We start from the raw sequence: 24,242 nt of genomic DNA, 5'->3' as shown, positions 1-24,242 counted from the left end.
CCCCGGTCTGCCTGCGGCAGCCGCCCGGCAGGTTACCTCCCGGGCCCCGGTCCTATGCTCCTCGCGGTGCGGGGGGACCGTCGATCGTGAGGACCGAGAGCATGGGTGTCCGGGGCAGCCGCACGCCCATGACGCTGCTCCGCACCGGCCTGATGCGGACCGGTCGCCACCTGGGCAGCCGGCACCTGGCCAACCTGCGCTCGGTGCTCAGCTACCTGGAGCTCGGCGCGTGGCTGGCCGGCCAACCGACGGTGTCGCCGACGGCGGTCCCCCGCGACTTCGACCTGTTCGATGCCGCCCTGTCCCGGGTGCACGGTACGCACCCGCTCTACCTGGAGTTCGGCGTGTTCGAGGGCCGCTCGATCCGCTGGTGGGCCGAACACCTCTCCGCCCCGGACGCGCGATTCGTCGGTTTCGACAGCTTCGAGGGGTTGCCGGAGGACTGGCGGCCGGGGACGCCGCACGGTCACTTCCGCACCGGCGGGCCGCCACGGATCGACGATCCCCGAGTCTCCTTCGTGGCCGGCTGGTTCGACGAGACGCTGCCCGGATTCGTCCCGCCCGAGCACGACCAGCTGGTCGTCAACATCGACTGTGATCTGTACTCCAGCGCCGCGACCGTGCTGGGCTGGCTCGAGCCGCACCTCGCCCCGGGCACGCTGGTCTACTTCGACGAGCTCCCCGACCGGGATCACGAGATGCGCGCCCTTTTCGAGTCGCTGCGACGGACCGGGCGATCGGTTCGACCGCTCGGCTACGCCCGGGGGGGCGTGCACTGGCTGTTCGAGTACCTCTAACGGCCGGGGGGTTCGGCGCCGTCGAGCAGGGTGGCTAGGTAGCGCTGCCAGATCGGCTCTGGATCGACCGGGCGGACCGCGGAGCGCAGCCGGAGCGCCTCACCGTCGGTGTAGAACAGGGTGATCGCCCGGGTGAGGTCGGCCACGTCATCCGCAGCGCAGACCAGCCCGTCCACGCCGTCCCGGACCGGATCGGCGAGCGCGCCGGCGCGTGTCGCGATCACCGGAACACCGAACTGGTGGGCGATCCAGGCGTTCTGCGAGGCGGTCGCCGCGCGGTAGGGGAGGACCAACGCGTCGACCTCCGCGAACCGGGTCGGCAGGTCCTCGGACGGGACGTAGCCCGGGTACAGGTCCACCCTGGCGCCAAGCCCGAGTTCGACGACCAGCGCCTCGGTTTCGGCCGTTCCGCCCCAGAACTCCCCGGCCACCCGGAGCCGGACGTCGGGCGGCCCCGCCGCGAGCGCGCGGAGCAGGACATCGAGGCCCTTGTAGGGGCGGACCAGACCGAAGAACAGCAGCCGGCGGAACGGCTCGTCGGGGATCGGCAGGGGCTGGGCCGGGACGGGTAGGTGCGGGGCCAGCGGCGCCCAACGGACCGGGCGGCGGGTCAGGGTCCGGGCCAGGGCGGCCTGCTCGGCGGAGTGCACGAACACCGACGTCACCCGGCCGAGCAGCCACCGCACCAGGGCCACGTCGACCGGCCGGCGCTCGTGCGGGAGCACGTTGTTGACGAGGGCGACCACCGGCACGCCCCGGCCCAGTCCGGCCAGGAGCCCGAGATAGGGCGGCACCTGCACCGGGGAGTAGACGGCAAGGACGACCGCATCGACCGAGCCGGCCAGCCGCCGACCGACTCGCCACCAGCCGTCCGGCCGGTACCAGGCCAGGTCGCGGCGGCTCGCGGGGAACGTCGGGAACTCCGGCACATCGACGGTCTGCCGGCCGGGGTAGAGCCGTCTCGGGTACTGGGCCCGCCAGGACTCGATGCAGACCTGGTGCCCGGCCGCCGTCAGCCGGTGGGCCAGCTCGGTGACGTGGCGGGCGGCGCCGCCCTTATACGGGAAGGTCGGCCCGACGATCGCGAGGCGCACGGTGTCCGGACGTCATTCCGACCGGGAGCGCACGATCAGGTCGGCGAGCAGCGCGATGGCCGCGAGGATGAACCCGGTCATCAGGAGCAGGAGCGTGTTGATCGCGATTCGCACCGGGTGGGCGATCAGGTCGTAGACCACCTTGACCACCCCGATGCCGAGCAGCCAAAGCGCCAGCGGCATGAGCACCTTTAGCGGATTGAAATACATGATCATCCGCAGGACCTGGAGGATGTAGCGGTAGGCGTCCCGGACGAAATGGAACTTCGACGTCCCCGACCGCTTGGCATAGTCGATCGGCACGTAGTGGACGTCGTGCTGGTTGGACAGGAAAGCCAACGTGATCGTCGTGACACAGGAGAAGCCGGGCGGCAAGAGCCGCAGGTAGGGCAGCGACACTTCCCGACGGAAGGCGCGCAGCCCCGAGTTCAGGTCGGGGATCCGGGTGTCGGACAGGAACTCGGCGAGCTTGCGGACCGCCCACTTCGCCGGCACCCGGAGCAGCTTGTAGGTGCCCTCCTCGCTCTTGCGGGCACCGACCACCTGATCGACCTCGGGGTTGTCCTCGAGGTAGCGGATGAACTCCGGGATCCGCTCGTTCGGATAGGTCATGTCCGCATCGGTCCAGACGACGATGTCGCCACGGGCCTCGGCGGTACCGATCCGCCGGGCGGTGCCGGAGCCACCGTTGCGGTGGAAGCGCCGCACGTGCAGCCGGGGATGGCTCGCGGCGGCCGTCTCGAGCAGCGCCGCCGTCGAGTCGGTCGAGGCGTCGTCGATCGCGAGCAACTCGTAGCGGTAGCCGCTGGCGTCCATGGCCGCGGTGATCCGCTCGAGCTCGGCGACGACGTGCAATTCCTCGTTGTAGCAGGGCAGCACGATGGTCGCGTCGATCCGCCCGTCCGCCGATTCCGCGTCCCAGCCCGCGCGGTTGAAAGCCCGGGTCGAGTCAGGGTCCATCGGCTCGGGAACACTCACCGGTACGCGAACTCCTCGGGCGGGCGACATCGACGCCGAAGCCTAACCCCCGCCAGGAACCCCTCGATACGGCGTGACCAGCCGCGAGTGTGCAATTTCCGACGCCTCTTGCCGGCGTCCAAGCGTGGGCCCGTGTCGGAAATTGCACACTCGGCACCCAGCCGCCTAACCGGGCTCGGTCAGGTCCCGACGACATGCCAGACGGTGAAGTCGATCAGGACGGGCGTCCGCGGTCGGCTCGGCCGGTGGATGTAGGACTCTTCCCACATCGGCAGTTCAGCGGTGATGTGCCGGACACGCACGAGCGAGACACCGTTGATCTGGCTGGGTTCGCTGGTGCCCGACCAGACCACGAACACCGGGTTGGACGGCATGCCGGACACGACCCGGCGGACCGCCGCACCGTCCGCGGCCGGGTCGGTGGGCAGCAGCGCCGCGTACTGATTGCGCTCCAGCCAGACCGCACCGCCGAACAGGTATTCGGGAGTGGCGCAGCAGCCGCGGAAGGCCGCGGGGAACTCGAAGAGGTAGACCCCGGTCCGGGTGCCCGCCGTGGCGGCGATCTCCGCGCTGACCTGGAACGACCCGGCGAACTCGTTGTGGTGGCGCAGCGGCCGGGACTGGTCGACGTAGGTCACGAGCAGGAAGCCGATCACCGCCAGGGCCGGGATCGCGAGCAAGCGGCCGCGGCGGCCGCGCCAGACGAGCGCCGCGCCGAGGGCGACCGCGATCAGCAGGATCAGCCCGGGCACGACCTCGGGGATGTAGCGGCGCCCCCACCACATCAGCCGGGAGGAGTTGCGGGAGTCGTAGACGTAGATCGGGGCGATCAGCAGGAACGGCACGATCGGCAGCCAGAGACTGGCCCGCCAGGGACGCAGGGCCACCAGGGCGAGACCGAGCCCGGCGACCGCGAACCCCGGCAGGGTGAGGAACCAGGACAGGCGGTGCAGGTTCTGCTCGTTGTAGGTCCGGACCAGCCGGGTCCCGTAGTAGCCGTAGTTGGCCCCGAACAGCGCCGGACGCAAGAAGCCGACGACCAGCAGGACCAGGGCCACGGCACACAGGGCGAAGCCGAGCCCGAACTGCCAGCTCCGCCGGCCGAGCACCACCGGCAACCGCTCGGATGCCCGGCGAAAGGCCCGAACCAGGAGGGCCAGCGCGAAGGCCGCGACCGTTCCGGCGACAACGACGCTCAGATGCGGGACGCCGTTGCCCAAGGTGTACGCCCGGGCGCCGGCATAGGCCTGCCACAGCGCGTGCGGCAGGGTGACCCCGAGGCCGGCCGCGAACCACCAGCAGCGCGAGTCCCACCGACGCAGCGCCACCAGCGCGGCCCCCACGCCGACCGCGACGGCCACCGGGAGCAGCATGTCGGCGCGTTCGAGCCACCCGATGCCCAGCAGCATCCCGGCCAGCCCGGCCGCCGGTCGCCACCCGGTGCGCACCGACACGACCAGGCAGAGCAGCAGGGACAAGAAAATCAGTTGGGCGAGGATCTCGGTGGTCGGGTACTTCGCCTGCCAGACCTCGAGCATGTTGGTGGCTAGCAGCAGCCCGCCGACCGCCGCGGTCGGCAGCGAAGCCCGCCCGGGCACGGCCCGACGGAGCAGCAGGACGAAGGTGCACGCGGCGAGGACGCCGATGAACGGCGCCACCTGCACCTCGAGGCCCAGCCCGTGGACGTCGTTCGCCATCGCGAGCAGCGCCGGCCACAGGTGGTAGAACTGCGGCACCACGAGGTTGTGCGGTTGGATGAAGATCGCTGGGAAGCGGGTACCGATCGTCTGCACGACGAGTCCCGGCACGTGCCGAGCCAACGTGTCGGGGAACGAGTACGAGGCGTGGTGGGCGAAGGCCGCGCCGATCGCCACGTAGGCGCCGGGATCCTTGTCGGTGGCCCCGTAGTCGAATCCCGGGAAGAAGAACACGCCGGCGACCAGCCCGACGAAGGCGACGACGACGAGGCCACCGGCGTCCAGCCGGATCCGCGGCCGGCGCCCGCCCAGCGCGGCGATGGCGAAGAGCAGGCCGAGCGCGCCGACCGTCGTGAGCGACACCCAGCCGAGCCGCCCCACGTGGTTGTCGAGCAGCAGCAGCGACATCCAGGCGAACACGGCCACCGCAATGGTCAAGCCGACGACGACCACCTCGGCGAGGGTCAGCTCGAGTTCGGTGCCGGCTGCCCGGTCTCCCGCCGGCGGGCGGGCCGGCTCGGGCCTCGGTGCCGGCGCGGTCCCGGTCCCGGTCCCGGAAACAGCGGTCACCCCCGGAGGATAGGACCCGGCGCGGGACGGGGAAGGGCGGGCGCGCCAGTAGACTTGGATCAACCCCTCAGACCAGTGTGGAAGGCAGTCGACGTGGCCTCGACCACCGCGCAGCTTCGCGCGTCGGCACAGAGCCGGCTGCGCTGGGAGCTGCTTGTCGGCCTGGTCCGCAAGGACTTGAAGATCAAGTACAAGGACTCGACCCTCGGCTTCGCCTGGTCGATGCTGAATCCGCTTGTGATCATGGGGGTGTACTACTTCGTCTTCGTCATCGCGCTCGGTAGCGGGATCACCGACTTCGTCGTCTACCTGATGTCCGGACTGCTGGCCTGGAACTTCTTCAACGGTGCCGTGATGACCGCCGTGGGTTCGGTGAGCGGGAACGCCAACCTGGTCAAGAAGGTCCGGTTCTCGCTTCCGGTGCTCCCGCTGTCCTCGGTCGGCTTCGCGTTCGTCCACTACGTCCTGCAAATGACCGTGTTCGTGGTCGCCCTGCTGATCGCCGGATACACCAAGTTCCTGGGGCCGCAGCTCGTCCTGGTCCTCCCGGCGTTCGCCGTGCTCATCACGTTCGCGATCGCACTGAGCCTGCTCGTATCCGCGCTCAACGTCCGCTACCGCGACGTTCAGCACATCCTCGAAGTGGCGATGCTGGCCTGGTTCTGGCTGACGCCGATCGTCTACCAGGCCGGCCAGGTAGCCAGGGCCGTTCATCACAAGTCGCTGCTGTTCCGGGCATTCTTCCTGGATCCGATGGCCACCGTGGTCGCGACCTTCCAACGGGCGATCTACGCCAACACCGGGTCAGCGACCCAGATCGCGCGCGGCGGGGCGCCGCTGACCCGCACGATGACCCTCGCCGCCCCCGGTTACCTGTGGTACCTCGAGCAGTGCGGGCTCTGCCTGCTGATTTCGATCGCGCTGCTGCTGTTCGGGATCCGGGTGTTCCACCGCCTCCAAGGCGACTTTGCCGAGGAGCTGTAGGTGAGAGGCACCGGTGAGGTCGCGATCAGCGCGCGCGGCGTCAGCAAGAAATTCGTCAGCTACCACAGCCGGGCGACGAGCCTCAAGGAGCTCGCGCTGCGCCGCAAGCACAGCTCGGAGGACTTCTGGGCCCTGCGCGACGTCTCGATCGAGGTCGACCACGGCGAGACGGTCGGGCTGATCGGCGCCAACGGTTCCGGCAAGAGCACCCTGCTCAAGGTTCTCGCCGGCATCCTCAAGCCGACCACCGGCCAGGTGCAGGTCGGCGGGCGGATCGCGTCGCTGCTCGAACTGGGGGCCGGCTTCAACGGCGAGCTGTCCGGACGGGACAACGTATACCTCAACGGGTCCCTGCTCGGCCTGTCCCGGCGCGACGTCGACAGCGTCTTCGACGACATCGTGGAGTTCAGCGAACTCGGCGACTTCATCGACAACTCGGTCAAGCACTACTCGTCCGGCATGTACGTCCGGCTCGGTTTCGCGGTCGCGGTCAACGTCGACCCCGACATCCTGCTCGTCGACGAGGTGCTCGCGGTCGGCGACGAGCATTTCCAGGAAAAGTGCCTGCGCAAGATCGAGGAGTTCCAGACCCAGGGTCGCACGATCCTGTTCGTCACCCACGGCCTGGAGCTGGTGGAGCGGATCTGCAACCGCGCGCTGGTGCTCGACCACGGCCAGCTGGTCTGCGACGGCGTCCCGATCTACGCCACCGGGGTCTTGCGCGGGCTGCTCGGCATGGGGGCGGTCGACGTGCCTACCACGACCAGTCCCTCGCTGGAGTTCGTCGACGTCACGGTGTCCCACGAGCCGGGTGGCGTCGCGGTGGAGACGTTCCGCCCGGGCGAGCCGTTCGTCCTGCGCCTCGTCCTCGACGTGGTGGACCCCGAACTCGTTCCGGCCGGCAAGCTGTGGGTCACGATCCTGGGCGCGGGCGACATCCCGATCTGTCTGATGGAGTTGCCGGCCGACCAGATGGGCCGGCTCGAGCGGGGCAAGGTGGCGATCGACTTCAGCACGCCGAGCATGCCGCCGCTGAACGGCACGTTCGGCGCCGCGGTCGGCATCTACGACGTCGAGAACAAGGCCGTCGCCGGTCACCGCTTCCCGCTGTCGTTCACCGTCAAGGGGCCGCAACCGGCCGGGATCTTCGACGTCCCGTTCGCCCATAAGACGACCCCACTGGGGTGAGCGATCCGCGTGCCACCGTCATCATCGTCAACTTCAACGGCGAGCAGCTCCTCGGTCCGTGCCTCGACGCGTTGCGGCGGCAGACCATCGCCGCCGAAGTCGCCGTGTGGGTAGTCGACAACGCATCGACCGACGGCTCGCTCGAGCTGCTCGCCCGGGACTTTCCCGAAGCCCGGGTGATCGCAAGCCAGGTGAACACCGGCTTCGCGGGTGGCAACAACCTGGCTTTGCGCGAGGTGACGACGCCGTTTGCCGTCCTGCTCAACAGCGACACGGTGGCCGACCCCGGATGGTTGGAGGCGTTGCTGGCCCCCTTCGACGCACCGGGCGCCGACCGGATCGCGGCGGTCACGTCGAAGATCGTGTTCTTGCCCCGGTTCGTGTCGCTGGCCCTGGAGACGGCCGGCTTCCGGCCGGGCGGCGCCGATCCGCGCGAGCTCGGGGTGCGGGTTCACGCGCTGTCGGTCGACGGCCGGCCGGTCCTCGACGCGGTGCTCTGGGAGCGCACCAGTTACGGGCCCGAGCACGTGGGCGACCAGCGCTTCCACTGGACCCGGCCGGCCGGGGAGCTGCTGCTCCCGGTGCCGGACGGCGAGGGGCCCTGGTTGGTGCGGGTGGACTGGGCGGCCGAGCGGGACAAGTCGGTGCGGCTCGGCGGCCGGGAGCTGGTCGTGGGACCGGAGGTCGGGACGGCGGAATTCGAGCTGCCCGCGGGCGCGCCGACGGTCGACGTCGTGAACAACGTCGGCGGCGTCGTGTTCGCCGACGGCTACGGCGCGGACCGGGGATACCAACAGATCGACGCCGGACAGTTCGACGAGCCGGCCGACGTGTTCACGGCCTGCGGGGCAGCGCTCGCCCTGCGGACCGAAGCGGGTCGCGCGGTCGGCTGGTTCGACGACGACTTCTTCCTCTACTACGAGGACACTGACCTGGCCTGGCGGCTCCGGACGGCCGGATGGGACGTCCGGTACGCGCCGAAGGCAATCGTGCGGCACCACCACTCGGCGACCAGCCGGGAGTTCTCAAGGATCTGGTTCTTTCACGTCGACCGCAACCGTCTGCTCATGCTCACCAAGAACGCGACGCTCGGACTGGCCGCTCGTGAGGTCGCCCGGTACGTGCTGACCACCGCCTCGATGATCGTCCGCTCGTTGCGGATGGCGCTGCGCGGGCGACGCCCCGACCTGGGCCGGTTGCTGCTGCGCGGGAGCGTGCTCGCCTCCTACGTCCGGCTGCTGCCGCGGATGCTGGTCCGGCGCCGCCAGATCGCCGCGACGGCGGTCGAGTCCCGTTCGGGGTTGCAGGAACGATGGTTGGTCGCTCGGTGAAGGCCGCCGTCTACAACCGCTACTGGGCGTCCATGGGCGGCGGCGAGCGGCACGGCGGCCGGCTGGCCCAGGTGCTGGCCGAGGACGGCTGGCAGGTCGACCTGCTCGGTCCGGCCGAGGTCGACCTCGACGATCTGGGGATGCACCTCGGCCTGGATCTGCGGGGGGTCCGCTTGCGGGTCGTGCCCGAGCGCGGCGACGCTGGACTGGCCGCCGTGACCGAGGACTACGACCTGCTGGTGAACGCCTCCTACATGAGCCGCCTCGCGGCGCGGGCCAAACGCAACGTCTACCTGTGCTACTTCCCGACCCCGGCCGACCACGACCTCACCCGGCTTCAGCGTTGGCTGATCCGGCGCGTGGGGACGCGGGTCAGCGGATGGCAGATGCCGTTCGAACACGGCATCGGATGGTTCCCCGCGGAGGGCGGCCGCCGCCGCACGTACACCTGGACGAGCGGGGACGGCGTCCTGGTCATCCCGGAAGGAACGGACCCGGTCATCCGCGCCGACTTCGCCCGGGTCGGCTTCCCGGCGGAGACCATCTTGCGCGTTGTCGACGAGGCCGGCGCGGAGCTGGCGTCGTTCCCGGTCGGCCCGCAGTTCAACCGGCAGGTGGTTCGGGTCGCCGACCGGGGCCCGATCACGGTTCATCTGGTCAGCGAAGCGACGGTCCCGGGACCGTCCGACAACCGGACCTTGGGCGTGGCCGTCAGCCGGATGCGGATCGGCAACCGCATCTCACCGCGGCAGTGGGTCGGCTACCGCCTCCCCTGGTTGCTGCGGGACCCGACGAACGTGTCCTTTCTGACGTCCTACGACCGGGTGCTCGCCAACTCCGAGTACACCCGAGGCTGGATCCGACGTCGCTGGGACGTCGACGCGGACGTGCTGTTTCCACCGATCGCGCTCGACCCCCTCGAGCCGGCCGAGGTGCGCGAACCGGTCATCGCCTCGGTGGGCCGGTTCTTCGGACCCCAGTTCGGCCACTCGAAGCGTCAGCTGGAGATGGTCCGGTTCTTCGGCGAGCTGGTGGGGAGCGGGCGGCTGCGGGGCTGGCGGATGCGGATCATCGGCGGCTGCGAGCCGGCGCAGCAGCCCTACCTCGACCAGGTCCAAGCCGCGGCCCGGGGGCTACCCGTGGACATCCGGGTGAACGCCCCGCGGGCCGAGGTCGAGGAGCTGCTGGCCTCCGCATCGATCTTCTGGTCCGCAACCGGGCTGGGCGAGGACGAGGAGCGCCGGCCGTGGACGTCCGAACACTTCGGCATCACCACGGTCGAGGCAATGAGCGGCGGCTGCGTCCCGATCGTCATCGACCGCGCCGGCCAGCGCGAGATCGTCCGGGACGGGGTCGAGGGCTACCGGTGGACCACGGCCGGAGAACTCGCCGCGCGCACCCTCGAGGTCGCGGGCGACCCGGTCGCCCAGCGGCGCCTGGCACGGGCCGCCCGGATCCGCGCCGAGGAGTTCTCCGAGGAAGCCTTCGCCGCCCGGTGGCGGGCGATCGCCGCGGACCTCGGGCTCACCCCACGGTGAGACTCGGCCTGGATGCGACGCCGCTGCTCGGGGCCCGGACCGGAGTGGGGCGACACGTCGCCGGTCTGCTTTCCGGGCTGGCCGAGTTGGGGGAGCCGGAGGAGCTCGTCCTCACCGCTTTCACGTGGCGGGGCGCCGGACCGCTCGCCGAGTTCAGCCGGACCGGCACCCGGCAGGGTCGACGGGCCCCGGCCCGGCCACTCCGGCTCGCGTGGCGCCACGCCCGCCGGCCCGCCGTGGAGTGGTTCACCGGTCCGGTGGATGTGTTCCATGCGACCAATTTCGTGCTGCCCCCAACCCGATCGGCGGCCGGGGTGGTCACCGTCCACGATCTCGCGTTCCTCGACCACGGTGACACCGTGGCGCGCGCCAGCCGCGCCTACCGCGTGCTCGTCCCCCGCGGTCTCGCCCGAGCGCGCGCCGTCTGCGCGCCGACCCGGACGGTGGCGACCGCCCTCACCGATCGGTTCTCCCTCGACCCGGGTCGGGTAGTCGTGACCCCCAACGGGCTGTCCCGACCGTGGCTGGACGACCCGCGCCCGGCGAGCGCGGCGTGGTTGGCCGCGCATGGCCTGCCCGAGCGGTACCTGCTGTTCGTCGGGACGCCGGAGCCGCGCAAGAACCTGCCCTGGCTCCTCTCGGCGCACCGTGAACTCGCCGATGCCCCGCCCCTGGTCCTCGTCGGGCCCGCCGGGTGGGGTCCCAGCCCGCACGGCGACCGCGTCGTCCGGGCCGGCTACCTCGACGAGGCCGATCTGGTCGGCGTCGTCGCCGCCGCCTCGGCGCTCGTGCTGCCCTCCCGCGACGAAGGCTTCGGGATCCCGCCGCTGGAGGCGCTCGCCTGCGGGGTGCCCGTCGTCGTCAGCGACCTCCCCGCGCTGCGGGAGGTGTTGGCGGGTCAAGCCCGCTACGTGCCGCTCGGCGACACCGACGCTCTGGTGAGGGCGCTCGCGGAGACGTTGGCCGCCGACCAAACCATCGGGGCACCGGCCCGGCGAGGCCATGCCCGCGGCTACACCTGGCGACGCTGCGCGGAGGCGGCGCTGCGGGCATACCGGGTGGCGACTGGCGGGGCCGACGGCTAGCGGGGGTTGCGCGCGGCCCCGGTCAGGCCTCGCCCACGCCTAGCTGCTCGCCGACAGTTGCGAAGGCCCGGGACAGGGCCGCCCGCCAGGGGGGCATCGGCGCAAGCCCGGCGGCCTGCCAGCGGGTAGCGGCGAGCACGCTGTAGGCCGGCCGCGGCGCCGGCCGCGGAAAGGCGGCCGTCGTGGTCGCATCCACCCGATCCGGATCCGCGCCCAGCTCTTCGAAGACGGCGCGGGCGAGTCCGTGCCAGCTGGTCTCGCCAGCGTTGGTGCAGTGGTAGATCCCGGGATCCGGCCGAAGTTCGCCGAGCGCGACCAGCCCTTGGGCCAGCTGCCAGGACCAGGTCGGCGAGCCGCGCTGGTCGGCGACGACACTGACCCGGGAGCGTTCCCGCTCCAACCGGACCATCGTCTTAACGAAGTTCGCGCCGCCCGCTCCGTACACCCAAGCGGTGCGGACCACGTAGGCCCGGGCCGAGGTTTCCAGAACCGCGCGCTCACCGGCCGCCTTGGTCCGGCCGTACGCGCTTCGAGGTGCGGTCGGGGCATCTTCGGGATAGGGCCGGTCGGCATCGCCGGCGAAGACGTAGTCGGTCGAGACCTGGATCAGGACCGAGCCGAGCCGCTCCGCCGACTCGGCCAACGCACGTGGCCCCACCGCGTTGACGGCGTGGGCCCGCGCTTCGTCGATCTCCGCGGCGTCCACGGCGGTGTAGGCGCCGGTGTTGAGGATGACGTCCGGCCGGAAGGCAAGCACCGCATCATGCACCGCCGCGGGATCGGCAAGATCGAGCTCCGCCCTGGTCAAGGCGACGACATCCCGGTCGCCCAGCGCAGAGACAGCGTCGCGGCCGAGTTGCCCGCCCGCCCCGGTGACCAGCCAGCGGGTCACGAGCCGAGCGCTGCCTTCTCCTTGAGTGGCCGCCACCAAGTCTCGTGCTCCCGATACCAGCCGATCGTTTCGGCCAGGCCGGTCTCGAAATCGACGGCCGGCGTGTAGCCCAGTTCCCGTAGCTTGCTGTCGTCGAGGGAGTAGCGCCGGTCGTGGCCCTTGCGATCCTCGACGTAGTCGATGAACGAGTCGTCCCGGCCGCAGGCCTCGAGAAGTCGTGCGGTCAGCTCGCGGTTGGTCAGCTCGACGCCACCGCCGATGTTGTAGTACTCGCCGGCCGCGCCCGCCTCAAGGACGATCTGGATCCCACGGCAGTGATCGTCGACATGCAACCAGTCCCGCACGTTGAGACCATCGCCGTAGAGGGGCACCCTGGCACCGTCCAGCAGGTTGGTGACGAACAACGGGATGACCTTCTCCGGGAACTGGTAAGGGCCGTAGTTGTTGGTGCACCTGGTCACCGACAGGTTGAGCCCGTGGGTCACGGCGTAGGCCCGGGCGAGCAGGTCGCCGCCGGCCTTCGCCGCGGCGTACGGCGAGTTGGGATCCAGCCGGTCCGTCTCGGTGAAGGACCCCTTCGGGATCGAGCCGTAGACCTCGTCGGTCGAGACATGGACGATCCGGGGGATCCCGGCCCGAAGGCAGGCGTCGAACAGGGTCTGCGCGCCGAGCACATTCGTCACGACGAAGTCCGCCGCGCCGACGATGGAGCGGTCGACGTGGGTCTCCGCGGCGAAATTGACGACCGCGTCGTGGCCGGGCAATAGCTCGTCGAGCAGTGGGCCGTCGACGATGTCGCCCTGGACGAACCGGTACCCCGGGCGGTCGGCAACCGGCGCCAGGTTGGCCAGATTGCCGGCGTAGGTGAGCTTGTCGTAGACCGTGACCTCGGCGTCTTCGTAGCCCGGGTACCCGCCGGTGAGCAGGGTGCGCAGGTAGCTCGATCCGATGAAGCCGGCGCCGCCGGTGACGAACAGCCGCATGCGCTCTGACCTCGATCTCCGGTCGGGTGTCTGTCCATCTTGCCATCCGGCGCCTCCGGTGGCCGTCAAGCGATGCCCTGCCAGACCGCCACGACGAGCGGCTCGGTCGTGGTGGGACGGTTGGCGAGGACGCGGGCATCCTCCGTCGTGTGCAGGTCCACGAGGAGGCGTGGTCGCAGACCGACTGCGGTGAGCAGTGCCGGGTCTTCCGCCAACACGATCAGGCGGTCGCCGTAGGCCCGCGCCAGGGCGGCGATCGCCGCAGGCGCGGCCGAGCCGTCGAGTACCGCGGCGACCGGGACGTCGCAGAGCTCGCGCAGCGCCGGCGGGAGCTCACGTGCCGCCCGTGGACCGACGGCCAGCAGCACCGCCCGCGGGGGCAGGTCCTGACACAGCCGCTCGACCGCCGCTGGCTCGCCTTGTTCGGTCCGGGCAAACGCGATCGGGGCGCTGGCCAGAACTGCCGGAACCAGCAGGGCCGCGACACCCAGCCCTACCGCAGCCAGGCGCGGACCCCGCGATCTGCTGCCGCGACAGATCCGGCTCAAGACCCAGACCGCGGCGATCACCAGGGCCGGAAGCACCACCGGCACGAACCGTCGGTCTGCCCACGGATGGTCAGGGGTGATTCCCGGCTGGTAGAGGATCTGGGCACCGACGCCGAGCGCGACGAGGACGAGCGGTTCGACCCCGGCGCACCGGCCACGGACCACCCGCGCGGCGAGGACGGCGAGCCCCAGGGTGGCGAGGACCACGGCGGGTGTCCCCACCCACCAGATCAGCCAGTAGAGGGAGTGTTCGGCGTAGGTGCGGTTCGGGTCCAGCGGAAGGCCGCTGGCCGCCTGGATCCCACCGACCACGCCCCGGACCGAGGAGTGCGGCACCCGAACGGTCTGGACCAACGGTCGGAGCGCGAACAGCCCCACCGCCAACACCACGCCGCTCCCGGCCAGCCACGACGTCCATGGCCGCTCGGTCCATCGGATCAGCCACCCGCGATGGCGCACCAGCGCCCACGTGACCGCGATCGACACCAGGCCCAGCCCCGCGGCCTCCACCAACGGGCGCACCAGCATCGCCAGATAGGGCCGGGAGAATACGACCCCGTCGAGGAGGCCCATCCCGGCGCCAACCGCCAGGCCGGCCGCGAACCTGGTGGCCGCGGCCCGGCCGTGCCGCCCGGCCAGCACGCCGATGTAGGGCAGGAGAAACACGAGATCGGCAAGGCCGTCGATCCGGACCAGCACGGTGAGGCCGGTGAGCAGCCCACCACCGATCAGCAGAGATCGCGCACCGGTGCGCTCGGCCCGGATGAGCATCCCCAGCCCGGCGAAAAGCAATAGCTGCGAGGCCGGCTCGGAGAGCAACTCCCGGGCGACATGCAATTCGGGATAACTCACCGCGAGCGCGACCGCGGCGAGCGGGGCGGCCCAGCGCCCGGCGACCTGCCCGGCGACCAGCGCGACGGCGAGGATCGCCGCCCCGGTGAGCACGGCATTGACCGCAACCACGCTGGTGACGTCGCCCAGCCAGTACGCCGGCGCCGCGAGCAGCGGAAGTCCGCTCATGAACTGCGGGACCAATCCGGTGGGGTGCCCGGTGGCGAAGAACCCCGGGCTCGCGACGGAAACCCCGGCGACCTGCCCGAAGACCGCGGCATGGGCCGGCAGCGGGAGCCGCCCGGACCTGGCGAGACCGATCGCTGCCAGCTGGTAGGTGCCCGGATCGCGACGCAGGACCAGCTGCGGGGCGGCCGCGTACCAGGAGAGGGCGGTGAATCCGAGGCCGACCGCGCCGGTAAGCAGGGCGGGCAGACGAATGGGCTCGCCGCCCGAGCCCCACGCCCACCATCCGTAGCCGCCGGCGAGGACAGCGGACGGGACACAGACCAGCAGCGCCGGAACCGGCTGGTAGTGGCCGAGGAGCAACAGCACGAGCGCGGACACGAGCCACCCGCCGACCAGCCATGCGGGTAGGACGGCCAGCCGACCGGCGGTCGGTCTCACGGCCCGCCGGCCCGCACGGCTGCGTCCACCGAGGGGATGCTAGTGCGCCCGCGCCCAGTAGGCGGCGAGCGCAGGAAGGCGAATCTCCACAGCGGATCCCGGGCGGGACCCTGTCCCGGCCCGGCCGCGGCCCCGGGATCGCGGCACCCGTCCCGGCGGAACCCAGCCGGGCGCGAGTGGGCGTTCGGCCCGGGGCGAACCGCCCACTCGGAGCGTGGCGTTCGAGCAAGACCGCCCACTCGGTCCGGCCCGTTTGCCCCGCACGGCCCGGGACGGCAGGCTGGGCACTCGGCCGGTGGGAGACCGGCGCGGAGAACGACAAGGAGGCCAGCGTGGCGGAGCGGCGGGCGCGGGCCGCCGCGCGGCGGATAGCCCGGTTGTCCGGCTTGGACGGAGCGATCCGCTCGGTTCGCCGCAGCGCGGAGATCGAGGAGCTCCAGGCGAAGCTGGCGGCGCTGGGCAACTACCACCTGGCCCACCCCGACGCGCCGTTCCTGCGCTGGGCGCCGCCGGGCCACTTCTACTCACCGATTCCCGACCTCGACGAGGTCGCTCGCGACGCCGGCCGGATCTTCGATCAGCGACAGGAGCTTCCGGGGCTCGACCTCAATGCCGACGCCCAGCTCGCGCTGTTCGCACAACTCGCCCCACTCGCCCGGCAAGCCGACTTCCCGTTCGAACGGCAGCCGACGGCCCGCTACTACCTGGACAACCCGTCCTTCGGTAGGGGCGACGCGCTCATGCTCTACGCGATGCTTCGGCATCTGCGACCTTCGCGATACCTCGAGGTGGGCAGTGGCTGGACGACCGCGCTCGCACTGGACGTCAGCGAGGAGCACCTGGGGGGCTCACTGAAGGTCACCTGCGTCGAGCCGTATCCGGAGATTCTGGACCGGTTACTCCGACCGAACGACGGCGTGCGGGTCATCGGCCATGGTGTTCAGCAGGCTCCGCTGGAGCTCTACGCCGAACTCTCCGCCGGCGACGTGCTCTTCATCGACTGCTCGCATGTGGTCAAGGTCGGCAGCGACGCACACTTCCTCATCACCCGGGTGCTCCCGAGCGTGCCGCCGGGGGTCTTCGTCCACATCCACGACATCTTCTATCCGTTCGAGTACCCGCAGATCTGGATCGAGGAAGGCCGGGCGTGGAGCGAGGCCTACCTGCTCCACGCCTTCCTGCTGTTCAACGACCAGTACGAGATCGTCCTGTTCAACGACTGGCTCTTTGTAACTCACCGCGACCTGATCCGAAACGAGCTCCCCCGGATGCTGGAAAACGGCGGCGGCTCGATCTGGCTGAGGCGCCGGGACTGATCTTTGGGAGCCGACCTCGCCCGGGTATCCTGGAGGGCAGGCCGGACTGGCCACCGAGCCGCCGAGTTCCCGGACAACCTTTCCTGCCGCGTCGACGTCCCTGGAGCGGGGAGGAACGTCGTCGCGCCAGACCGAGGAGGATCGGCCCGTGACCACGACGGCACCGCGCGGGCTGCCGCCGCACCTGGATCCCCGCGGGCCATGGCTCCGCCCCACCCGCCCGCGCAGCCGGTGGTCGCGCCGTTTCGCCTGGCTGGCGGGCATCGCCTCTGCCGCCGTCCTGGTCGTGAGCACCTCCGGTTACGTGCTCGTCCGCTACTACGACGCGAACCTGACCCGGATCTTCACGGGCATCCCGGGCTTCAAGTCCCCGCAGGCGGCCGCCGACGGGTCGGTGAACTTCCTGCTGGTCGGCTCGGACAGCCGCGGCGGCGGCAACGGGAACTTCAATGCGGCGCCGGGATCGGCTACCTACGTCAGCGGCGCGCGCTCCGACACGTCCCTGCTCGTGCACATCCCGCCCGGCTCCGGAAAGATCGTCGTGGTCTCGTTCCCGCGGGACTCCTACGTCGAGATCCCGGCCTGGCACGGGACCCCGGCGCACATGAACAAGATCAACTCTGCGTTCTCGGAGGGCAACCTGCCCGCGGGGAACGCCGGCCTGCTCGAGGCGACCATCGAGCAGATGTCCGGGCTTCGTATCGACCACTACGTGCAGATCGACTTCACCGGCTTCCAGAACATGGTCAACGCGCTCGGCGGGATCACGGTGTGCGTGAAGACCAGCCGCGCCGACCACGACAGCGGGGACTTCCTCAGCGCCGGGGTCCACCACATCGACGGCCGGCAGGCGCTCGCCTTCGTCCGGGACCGGCACACCTTCGCCAACCAGGACATCTCCCGGATCGACGACCAGAAGTACTTCCTGTCGGTGGTGCTCAAGAAGGTGGAGAGCGCCGGGACTCTGCTCAACCCGTTCAAGCTCAACGCCTTCCTCGGGGCGCTCACCAGCGCGGTCACCGTGGACAGCGCGCTCTCCTTCGACGACATACGCAACTTCGCCGAGCGGATGCGCCACCTGGATCCGGCCCATGTCACATTCGTCACGCTCCCGTTCGCCCTCTCCAACGGGTTCGTCCCGGGCATCGGGTCCGTAGTCCTGCTGGACCCGGCCAAGGACGCCGCGCTGTTCGCGGCGTTGAAGAACAGCAACTCGACATCGCCCGGCCGCTCCCGGCCGGGAGCGACGGTCCCGACGAAACTCATAGTCGCGCCCTCGTCGATCCGAGTGGAGGTCGAGAACGGCACCACGATCAACGGGCTCGCGCACCGTGCCAGCAGCGACCTGTCCCGGGTCGGCTTCAACGTGGTGTCGGTAGGCACCAACCCGTCGCAGGTCGGAGCCGCCAGCGTGGTCTACTACGGCCCGACCCGGGCCGACTCGGCCCGGACCCTGGCCGCGGCCGTCCCCGGTTCCACGCTGCGGGCCGACCCATCGCTCGGCAGCGACGTCAGACTCGTCCTCGGCAGCGGCTACAGCGGGGCGCACGCGGTCAGCATCGACACCACCGTCCCTTCCCCCGCGACGTCGAGCCCGCCCGCCACGGGGATCAACAGTGCCACCGCGGCCAGCCTGTCCTGCGCTCCATGACCCCGTACCGGATCCTCACCGCGGCGGTCGGTGAGGATCCCGGTCGGCCGCTGCTCACCTACTACCGGGCGGACACCGGCGAGCGCACCGAACTGTCCCGGGTCACCACCCACAACTGGGTGGCCAAGTCGGCGAACCTCCTCCGGGACGAGCTCGGCCTCGACGAAGGTGACCGCGCCGACCTCCTCCTGCCGCTGCACTGGCAGACCGCCGTCCTCCTGCTCGGCTGCTGGGCGGTTGGTCTGCGAACCCGGGTCTGGGCGGCCGGCACCACCCCGGATCGCCGAGGCGCACTCGTCATCGCGGCGGCCGAGCGGCTCGCGGAGGCGCGGGCCGTCCCCGGGGACGGCGCGGTTCTCGGCGTGTCGCTGCGTCCATTCGGGAAGCCGCTCACCGACCCGCCGGCCGGCGTCACGGACTACGCGGCCGAGGTCCTCGGGCAGGCCGACCAGTTCGGCGCGGAGGCCGGGCCGGAGGCCGCGGTGCTCGACCTGGGCGAGCGACTCTGGACCGCGACCGACCTGGCCGACGAGGCGAGCTCCGCCGCCACCGAGCTCGGGCTCGGTCCGGCGGACCGGGTGCTCTGCGCGCTGGACTACGCGACCCTGCCCGGGCTCCGGGCCGGTCTCCTCGGCCCACTCGCGGGCCGGTCCGGCATCGTGCTCGCCCCGGGCGCGGACCGGGCGTGGCTCGCCCGCCTGGTCCGGCCCGAGCGGATCACGGCGGCCGCAGGCGTCGACATCGACGGCCTCCGCCGGTTGGGCTGAGATCAGGGCCAGGGGTAGGCAGCCAGCGCGCGCCAACTCTGCGGCCCGCTGCTCTCGTAGTCGTAAAGACTCGCGCCGATGGCACCCATCCGCCGGGCGACGTCGAGGAAGCGCCAGGTTTCGGCCGCGGAGGGCAAACCGTGCCGGCCGCCCTCCGAGCCCATGTCGTAGGCCTGACCGATCGGAGCCACCGGCCGCAGCCGGGCCAAGGCCGTGATCGCGCCCGCGACCGCGGCGCCCGGTTCGGTGCACGACCAGTAGACCATCGGCGCAAAGACGTCCACGTACGGCGCCTCGGCGGCGTAGGGGTACGTGCGCAGCCGTTCCGCGGTCGGCCGCGGCACGGTAGCGATCACCGGGAGCGAGCCGACCTCGGCGCGGACCAGGGCCAGGTAGTAAGCCACCCGACGCGCGGTCAGATAGGTGCGCTCGGCGGTGGTCTCGATATCCGCGCTGAAGCCGTCCACCCCGAGTCGGGCCGCCGCCAGCGCGCGGCGGGCATCGGCGGCCGGGTCGGACAGATGCGGGAAGTCCCAGGCGATGACCGCGAGCCCGGCCCGGTGAGCCGCGGGGAGCAACCCGGCCAGGTCCCGGCGCCCGTAGAAGCCCTGATCGCTCCCTCCGGTGCGCACCCACAGCTGCGTCAGCCCGGCGGCACGTGCCTGGGCGACCACCCGCGCCGGGTCCAGCGTCGACCCGGGCCACAGGGTCAACCAGATGCCCTTGCCGAGGATCGGAGTCAGGTCGACGTGGCGCCGCGGTGGGAGGGCGGGCCACGGGATCGCCGACTCGGCGACCCGTGGGGGTCCCAGCGGCGGGCCGGCCGGCCCCAGCGGGATCGGCGGGGCCGGGCACGGCTCCGGTTGGACCGCCCGCGCCGGCAACGGGTAGAGCAGGCGAGCCGCCCGGGGAGCGGGGGCGGCCCGCGGGACCCGGGGCATCGGCGGGACTGGGTTGTGCGCCGCCCGGGACGCCCGGGACCGGGCCGCAACCGAAGGGCCGGGGCCCGCGGACTGTCCGTCCGCCGCGGCGGCCACGATCCCGGCGAACAGGACCGCGGCGCAGCCCGCCGCAACCAGTCGAAGGCCCATCCGGCCAGTTTGCCGGACATCGAGCCCGGCCGGAGCTGGATCGGCAGGCTCGCCGCGTATCCACCCGGCTAGCATCGGCTGTCCCCGCTGCCTGACCCGAAGGCCTCTCCCGTGACTCCCGGCCGCCCCCGTCTCACCGTCGTCGGAACGGGCTACCTCGGCGCAACCCACGCGGCGTGCATGGCCGAGCTCGGCTTCGAGGTGCTCGGCATGGACGTCGACGCGACCAAGGTCGCCCGGCTCGCCGCCGGCGAGGTGCCGTTCTTCGAGCCGGGCCTGGAGGCGGTGCTCCGGAAGAATGTGGATGCCGGCCGCCTGCGGTTCACCACTAGCTACGCCGAGGTGGCCGAGTTCGGCGACATCCACTTCGTCTGCGTCGGAACTCCGCAGCGGGACGACGGATACGGCGCCGACCTACGGCACGTGGACGCAGCGGTCGCCGGACTGGCGCCGCTCCTGAGTCGCCCGTGCCTCGTGGTCGGCAAGTCGACCGTTCCGGCGGGGACCGCCGAGCGGATGGCCGACGCGCTCCGCGCCGCCGCCCCGGCGGGGGACGAGGTGGAGCTCGCGTGGAACCCGGAGTTCCTTCGTGAAGGCTTCGCGGTAGAGGACACGCTGCATCCGGACCGGCTGGTGTTCGGTGTCCGCTCGGCGCACGCGGAGGGCGTGCTGCGGACCGCCTACGCTCCGATCATCGACGGCGGCACCCCGGTCGTCGTCTGTGACTTCGCCACCGCGCAGCTGGTCAAGGTTGCCGCGAATGCCTTCCTCGCCACCAAGATCTCCTTCATCAACGCAATGGCAGAGGTGTGTGAGGCGATCCACGCCGACGTCACGAAGCTGTCCGAGGCGCTGTCCTTCGACACCCGGATCGGCGGTCGCTTCCTGCACGCCGGCCTGGGGTTCGGGGGTGGCTGCCTGCCGAAGGACATCCGCGCATTCATGGCCCGGGCCGAGGAACTCGGGGTCGAACCCGCGGTCGCGTTCCTCCGGGAGATCGACGCGATCAACCTGCGTCGCCGGGCCCGGATGGTCGACCTGGCCGTCGAGGTGCTCGGTGGGCAGGTCGACCGGGCCCGGGTGGCCGTACTCGGCGCCGCCTTCAAGCCCAACTCCGACGACATCCGGGACTCCCCGGCACTGGACGTGGCCGCGTCCCTGCAACGGCTCGGCGCGACGGTGTCCGTCTACGATCCGGCCGCGCTCGGCAACGCGCGGCGCCAGCACCCGGAGCTGGGCTACGCCGACTCGACGATGGCCGTGGCGCAGGACGCGGACGTCGTGCTCCTGCTCACCGAATGGCGGGAATTCCGCGACATCGACCCGGACGTCCTCGGTGCGGTGGTGCGGCAACGGCGCCTCCTCGACGGCCGCAACGCCCTGGACCCGGCGCAGTGGCGCGCCGCCGGCTGGACCTATCGGGCGCTCGGGCGCCCCTGACCCGGCCGGGCGGCTCAGGCCGTCGGCCCGCGCAGCCCGGCGTCCTTCTCCCGCGCGGCGTTGGCCAGCTCCGACTGGAAGTCGAGCATCCGAGCGCTCAGGGCCGGATCGGAGACCGCGAGGATCCGAACCGCCAGCAGACCCGCGTTCCTGGCGCCGGCGATAGCCACCGTGGCCACCGGCACGCCGGCCGGCATCTGGACCATCGACAGCAGCGAATCCAGCCCGTCGAGGTGACGCAGCGGGACGGGTACGCCGACCACCGGGAGCGGCGTGACGGAGGCCAGCATCCCGGGCAGGTGCGCGGCCCCGCCGGCGCCGGCCACGAGCACCTGCAACCCGCGCCCGACCGCCGCGGATCCGTAGTCGAGCATGTCCCGTGGCGTGCGGTGCGCGGATACCACCCGCACTTCGCACGCCACGTCGAACTCGGCCAGAGCGGTCGCGGCCGGCTCCATCGTCGGCCAGTCCGAGTCGCTGCCCATGACGATCCCTACCCGCGGTGCACTCATGTCGCCTCCCCTGTCAACCGGGCCGCGCCACGGCGGGCGCGCTCCCTCACCACCGCCAGATCCGGCCCGAACGCCGTGACATGGCCGAGCTTGCGGCCCGGACGACCGAGCTTGCCGTACAGGTGCACCCGCAGTCCGGGATCGGTCCCGAGCACCACGGGGAGCGCGGCCGCGAGGTCGGTGCCATGCCCGCCCAGAACGTTGACCATCGCGATCCAGGGCGCCCGCGGGGACGGGTCGCCGAGCGGCCAGTCCAGGACGGCCCGCAGATGCTGCTCGAACTGGGAGGTGACCGCCCCGTCTATGGACCAGTGTCCGGAGTTGTGCGGCCGCATGGCGAGCTCGTTGACGAGCAGACCGGTCGAGGTCTCGAACAGCTCGACGGCCAGGACCCCCGCCACGTCGAGGTCGACGGCGATCCGCGTCGCTATCTCCAGCGCTGCCTGTGCGGTATCGGCGGGCAGATCCGGTGCGGGGGCGAGGACTTCCACACAGACACCGTCCCGCTGCACGGTCTCGACGACGGGCCACGCGGCCAGCTGCCCCGAAGGCCGACGGGCGAGGACCGCCGCCAGCTCGCGGCGCACCGCAACCAGCTCCTCCACCAGCAGGGGCCACGGGCCATCGGGGACGTCGCCCGGCCCGTGAGCGACGAAGACACCGCGGCCGTCGTAGCCGCCGCGTGGCCGTTTAACGACGACCGGCCAGCCGGTGCGTCCGGCGAACCGCGCCACCGCCGACGGCCCGTCGGCCACCGCCCAGTCCGGGACCGGAAGACCCAGCCGGGACAGCGATTCGCGCATTCGTTTCTTGTCCTGCGCGTGCACCAGGGCCGCCGCACCGGGTCGGGTCGGCGTGCCGGCCGCCTCGATCGCGCGCACCAGGTCGGCCGGCACATGCTCGTGGTCGAACGTGACGACGTCGCAGCGACCGGCGAACTCGAGGACCCGGTCAGCGTCGTCCGGTGCTCCCAGGGTGAGGTCTGGTGTGACCAGGGCGGCTCCGTCCTCGGCCCGCTCGGCAAGGACCGCGAGGGTGAGCCCCAGGGCGCCGGCCGCCTCCTGGGTCATCCGGGCGAGCTGACCGGCGCCGATCATCCCGACGACGGGCAGGCCGGTGACCGGGTGCGGCACGCCGGTCCCCGGCTCAGAGCCCGAGCTCGCGGGCGATCAGCATGCGCTGAACCTCAGAGGTGCCCTCGCCGATCTCCAGGATCTTGGCGTCACGCCAGTGCCGGGCGACCGGGAACTCGTTGATGAACCCGTAGCCGCCGAAAATCTGGGTGGCTTCGCGCGCATTGGTGACCGCGATGTCGGAACTGTAGAGCTTCGCGATGGCCGCCTCCTTCTTGAACGGCTGCCCGGCAAGCAGCCTCCCGGCAGCCTGGTAATAGGCCAGCCGGGCCACATGCGTGCGCATCTCCATGTCCGCGATCTTGAACGCGATCGCCTGGTTCGCCGCGATCGGGCGGCCGAACGCCATGCGCTCCTTGGCGTAGCGCACCGACTCGTCGACGCAGGCCTGGGCGAGGCCGACAGCGAGCGCCGAGATCGCGATCCGCCCCTCGTCGAGGGTCTGCAGGAAGTTCGCGTAGCCACGGCCGCGCGCACCGAGCAGGTTCGCCTCCGGCACCCGGCAGTCCTCGAAGACCAGCTCCCGGGTGTCCGACGCATGCCAGCCGACCTTGGAGTACTTCGGTCCCGCGGTGAAGCCTGGCCGCGGCACCGGAACGATCAAGCTGGACAGTTCGGGGCGCCCGTCGGCGCGCAAGCCGGTCGCCGCCAGCACGGTGACGAGGCGGGTGAGGGAGGTTCCGGCGTTGGTGATGAAGGCTTTCGACCCGTCGATCGACCACTCGCCATCACGCAGCTCCGCCCGGGTGCGGATCGCTCCCGCGTCGGATCCACCGCCGGGCTCGGTGAGGCCGAACGCGCCGAGCCCCTGCCCGCTGGTGAGCTGTGGCAGCCACTCCCGCCTCTGCTCCTCGGTCCCGAACCGGTAGATCGGCATCGCCCCGAGCCCGACCCCCGCCTCGAGGGTGATGGCGACGCTGGAGTCCGCCCGGGCAAGCTCCTCGATGGCGAGGCAGAGCGCAAAGTAGTCGCCGCCCATGCCGCCGTACTCCTCCGGGAAGGGAAGCCCGAACAGCCCCATCTCCCCCATCTGCCGAACGGCGTCGTAGGGGAACTCCCCGGACTCGTCATGGACCGCCGCCGTGGGCGCCACCACCTCGCGGGCGAACTCCGCCACGGTCTTGCGCAGTGCCTCATGCTCGTCGGAGAGCCCGAAGTCCATCCATCCTCCTCGACCGGCGACGGCACC

20 protein-coding genes are annotated in these 24,242 nt (G+C 71.4%); 10 read left to right on the top strand and 10 right to left on the bottom strand.

Annotation, left to right across the window (positions count from 1 at the left end):
* Positions 1-86: 86 nt before the first annotated feature.
* The gene (locus tag VNG13_12300) at positions 87-797 is read left to right on the top strand and encodes a class I SAM-dependent methyltransferase (protein HVA61297.1); all 711 of its coding nucleotides are present in this window, start codon (positions 87-89) and stop codon (positions 795-797) included.
* Here the strand turns inward: VNG13_12300 and VNG13_12295 are convergent.
* The 3 genes from VNG13_12295 to VNG13_12285 form a co-directional block, all read right to left on the bottom strand.
* Positions 794-1,891, bottom strand: a complete 1,098-nt coding sequence (locus tag VNG13_12295) for a glycosyltransferase family 4 protein (protein HVA61296.1) — start codon at positions 1,889-1,891, stop codon at positions 794-796. The two genes, VNG13_12300 and VNG13_12295, sit on opposite strands and share 4 nt — an antisense overlap.
* Before the next feature lie 12 nt (positions 1,892-1,903).
* The gene (locus VNG13_12290; protein ID HVA61295.1) at positions 1,904-2,869 is read right to left on the bottom strand and encodes a glycosyltransferase family 2 protein; all 966 of its coding nucleotides are present in this window, start codon (positions 2,867-2,869) and stop codon (positions 1,904-1,906) included.
* A gap of 179 nt (positions 2,870-3,048) precedes the next feature.
* A complete protein-coding gene (locus VNG13_12285; GenBank protein HVA61294.1) occupies positions 3,049-5,136 on the bottom strand; it encodes a hypothetical protein in 2,088 nt (695 codons plus the stop codon).
* A gap of 93 nt (positions 5,137-5,229) precedes the next feature.
* Between VNG13_12285 and VNG13_12280 the strand changes: the two genes are divergently transcribed.
* From VNG13_12280 to VNG13_12260, 5 genes are read left to right on the top strand one after another with little or no spacing between them, the layout of a single operon-like run.
* Positions 5,230-6,120: an ABC transporter permease gene (locus VNG13_12280; protein ID HVA61293.1), complete on the top strand. Its 891-nt coding sequence runs from the start codon at positions 5,230-5,232 to the stop codon at positions 6,118-6,120.
* The gene (locus VNG13_12275) at positions 6,121-7,308 is read left to right on the top strand and encodes an ABC transporter ATP-binding protein (GenBank protein ID HVA61292.1); all 1,188 of its coding nucleotides are present in this window, start codon (positions 6,121-6,123) and stop codon (positions 7,306-7,308) included. It begins immediately after the preceding gene.
* Positions 7,305-8,639, top strand: coding sequence for a glycosyltransferase family 2 protein (locus VNG13_12270; GenBank protein HVA61291.1), 1,335 nt, complete (start codon positions 7,305-7,307; stop codon positions 8,637-8,639). The genes VNG13_12275 and VNG13_12270 overlap by 4 nt, the downstream gene beginning before the upstream one ends.
* Positions 8,636-10,177: a glycosyltransferase gene (locus tag VNG13_12265; GenBank protein HVA61290.1), complete on the top strand. Its 1,542-nt coding sequence runs from the start codon at positions 8,636-8,638 to the stop codon at positions 10,175-10,177. The genes VNG13_12270 and VNG13_12265 overlap by 4 nt, the downstream gene beginning before the upstream one ends.
* The gene (locus tag VNG13_12260; GenBank protein HVA61289.1) at positions 10,174-11,262 is read left to right on the top strand and encodes a glycosyltransferase family 1 protein; all 1,089 of its coding nucleotides are present in this window, start codon (positions 10,174-10,176) and stop codon (positions 11,260-11,262) included. The genes VNG13_12265 and VNG13_12260 overlap by 4 nt, the downstream gene beginning before the upstream one ends.
* Positions 11,263-11,284: 22 nt before the next feature.
* On the opposite strand, the gene rfbD is transcribed toward VNG13_12260, so the two are convergent.
* The 3 genes from rfbD to VNG13_12245 all read right to left on the bottom strand — a co-directional run bounded on the left by rfbD (position 11,285) and on the right by VNG13_12245 (position 15,143).
* A complete protein-coding gene (gene rfbD, locus VNG13_12255; GenBank protein ID HVA61288.1) occupies positions 11,285-12,154 on the bottom strand; it encodes a dTDP-4-dehydrorhamnose reductase in 870 nt (289 codons plus the stop codon).
* Positions 12,151-13,137, bottom strand: coding sequence for a dTDP-glucose 4,6-dehydratase (rfbB, locus tag VNG13_12250; protein HVA61287.1), 987 nt, complete (start codon positions 13,135-13,137; stop codon positions 12,151-12,153). The genes rfbD and rfbB overlap by 4 nt, the downstream gene beginning before the upstream one ends.
* A 65-nt stretch (positions 13,138-13,202) precedes the next feature.
* A complete protein-coding gene (locus VNG13_12245; GenBank protein ID HVA61286.1) occupies positions 13,203-15,143 on the bottom strand; it encodes a hypothetical protein in 1,941 nt (646 codons plus the stop codon).
* Positions 15,144-15,475: 332 nt separating this feature from the next.
* Between VNG13_12245 and VNG13_12240 the strand changes: the two genes are divergently transcribed.
* From VNG13_12240 to VNG13_12230, 3 genes are all read left to right on the top strand, one after another.
* Positions 15,476-16,459, top strand: a complete 984-nt coding sequence (locus tag VNG13_12240) for a class I SAM-dependent methyltransferase (protein HVA61285.1) — start codon at positions 15,476-15,478, stop codon at positions 16,457-16,459.
* A gap of 148 nt (positions 16,460-16,607) precedes the next feature.
* Entirely contained in the window at positions 16,608-18,110 is a 1,503-nt protein-coding gene (locus VNG13_12235) for an LCP family protein (protein HVA61284.1), read from the top strand.
* A complete protein-coding gene (locus tag VNG13_12230) occupies positions 18,107-18,877 on the top strand; it encodes a TIGR03089 family protein (protein HVA61283.1) in 771 nt (256 codons plus the stop codon). Before VNG13_12235 ends, VNG13_12230 begins: the two co-directional genes overlap by 4 nt.
* A 2-nt stretch (positions 18,878-18,879) precedes the next feature.
* On the opposite strand, the gene VNG13_12225 is transcribed toward VNG13_12230, so the two are convergent.
* Positions 18,880-19,968 (bottom strand): hypothetical protein, encoded by a 1,089-nt coding sequence (locus VNG13_12225; GenBank protein HVA61282.1) that lies wholly within the window; start codon positions 19,966-19,968, stop codon positions 18,880-18,882.
* Between the two features lie 111 nt (positions 19,969-20,079).
* On the opposite strand from VNG13_12225, the gene VNG13_12220 reads away from it, so the two are divergent.
* Positions 20,080-21,408 carry a UDP-glucose/GDP-mannose dehydrogenase family protein gene (locus VNG13_12220; GenBank protein ID HVA61281.1) on the top strand — a complete coding sequence of 443 codons (1,329 nt, stop codon included), beginning with the start codon at positions 20,080-20,082 and terminating at the stop codon, positions 21,406-21,408.
* Between the two features lie 14 nt (positions 21,409-21,422).
* Here the strand turns inward: VNG13_12220 and purE are convergent, their stop codons facing one another.
* Genes purE through VNG13_12205 form a run of 3 tightly spaced genes read right to left on the bottom strand, consistent with a single transcriptional unit; the run spans position 21,423 to position 24,215 of the window.
* Complete coding sequence (purE, locus tag VNG13_12215; protein ID HVA61280.1) at positions 21,423-21,920, bottom strand: 5-(carboxyamino)imidazole ribonucleotide mutase; 498 nt, start codon at positions 21,918-21,920, stop codon at positions 21,423-21,425.
* Complete coding sequence (locus VNG13_12210; protein ID HVA61279.1) at positions 21,917-23,053, bottom strand: 5-(carboxyamino)imidazole ribonucleotide synthase; 1,137 nt, start codon at positions 23,051-23,053, stop codon at positions 21,917-21,919. Before VNG13_12210 ends, purE begins: the two co-directional genes overlap by 4 nt.
* Positions 23,054-23,066: 13 nt before the next feature.
* A complete protein-coding gene (locus VNG13_12205) occupies positions 23,067-24,215 on the bottom strand; it encodes an acyl-CoA dehydrogenase family protein (protein ID HVA61278.1) in 1,149 nt (382 codons plus the stop codon).
* Positions 24,216-24,242 lie beyond the last annotated feature (27 nt).

Source organism: Mycobacteriales bacterium, assembly GCA_035533475.1.
Classification (GTDB): Bacteria; Actinomycetota; Actinomycetes; order DATLTS01; family DATLTS01; genus DATLTS01.
The sequence above is the reverse complement of the archived record's forward strand: the minus strand, read 5'-3'. Positions and strand labels throughout refer to the sequence as shown.

Bases quoted from the DNA above. Each gene is read 5' to 3' on its own strand.
- rfbB (HVA61287.1), bottom strand. From the start codon at position 13,137: ATGCGGCTGTTCGTCACCGGCGGCGCCGGCTTCATCGGATCGAGCTAC.
- VNG13_12230 (HVA61283.1), top strand. From the start codon at position 18,107: ATGACCCCGTACCGGATCCTCACCGCGGCGGTCGGTGAGGATCCCGGT.
- VNG13_12225 (HVA61282.1), bottom strand. From the start codon at position 19,968: ATGGGCCTTCGACTGGTTGCGGCGGGCTGCGCCGCGGTCCTGTTCGCC.
- purE (HVA61280.1), bottom strand. From the start codon at position 21,920: ATGAGTGCACCGCGGGTAGGGATCGTCATGGGCAGCGACTCGGACTGG.
- VNG13_12205 (HVA61278.1), bottom strand. From the start codon at position 24,215: ATGGACTTCGGGCTCTCCGACGAGCATGAGGCACTGCGCAAGACCGTG.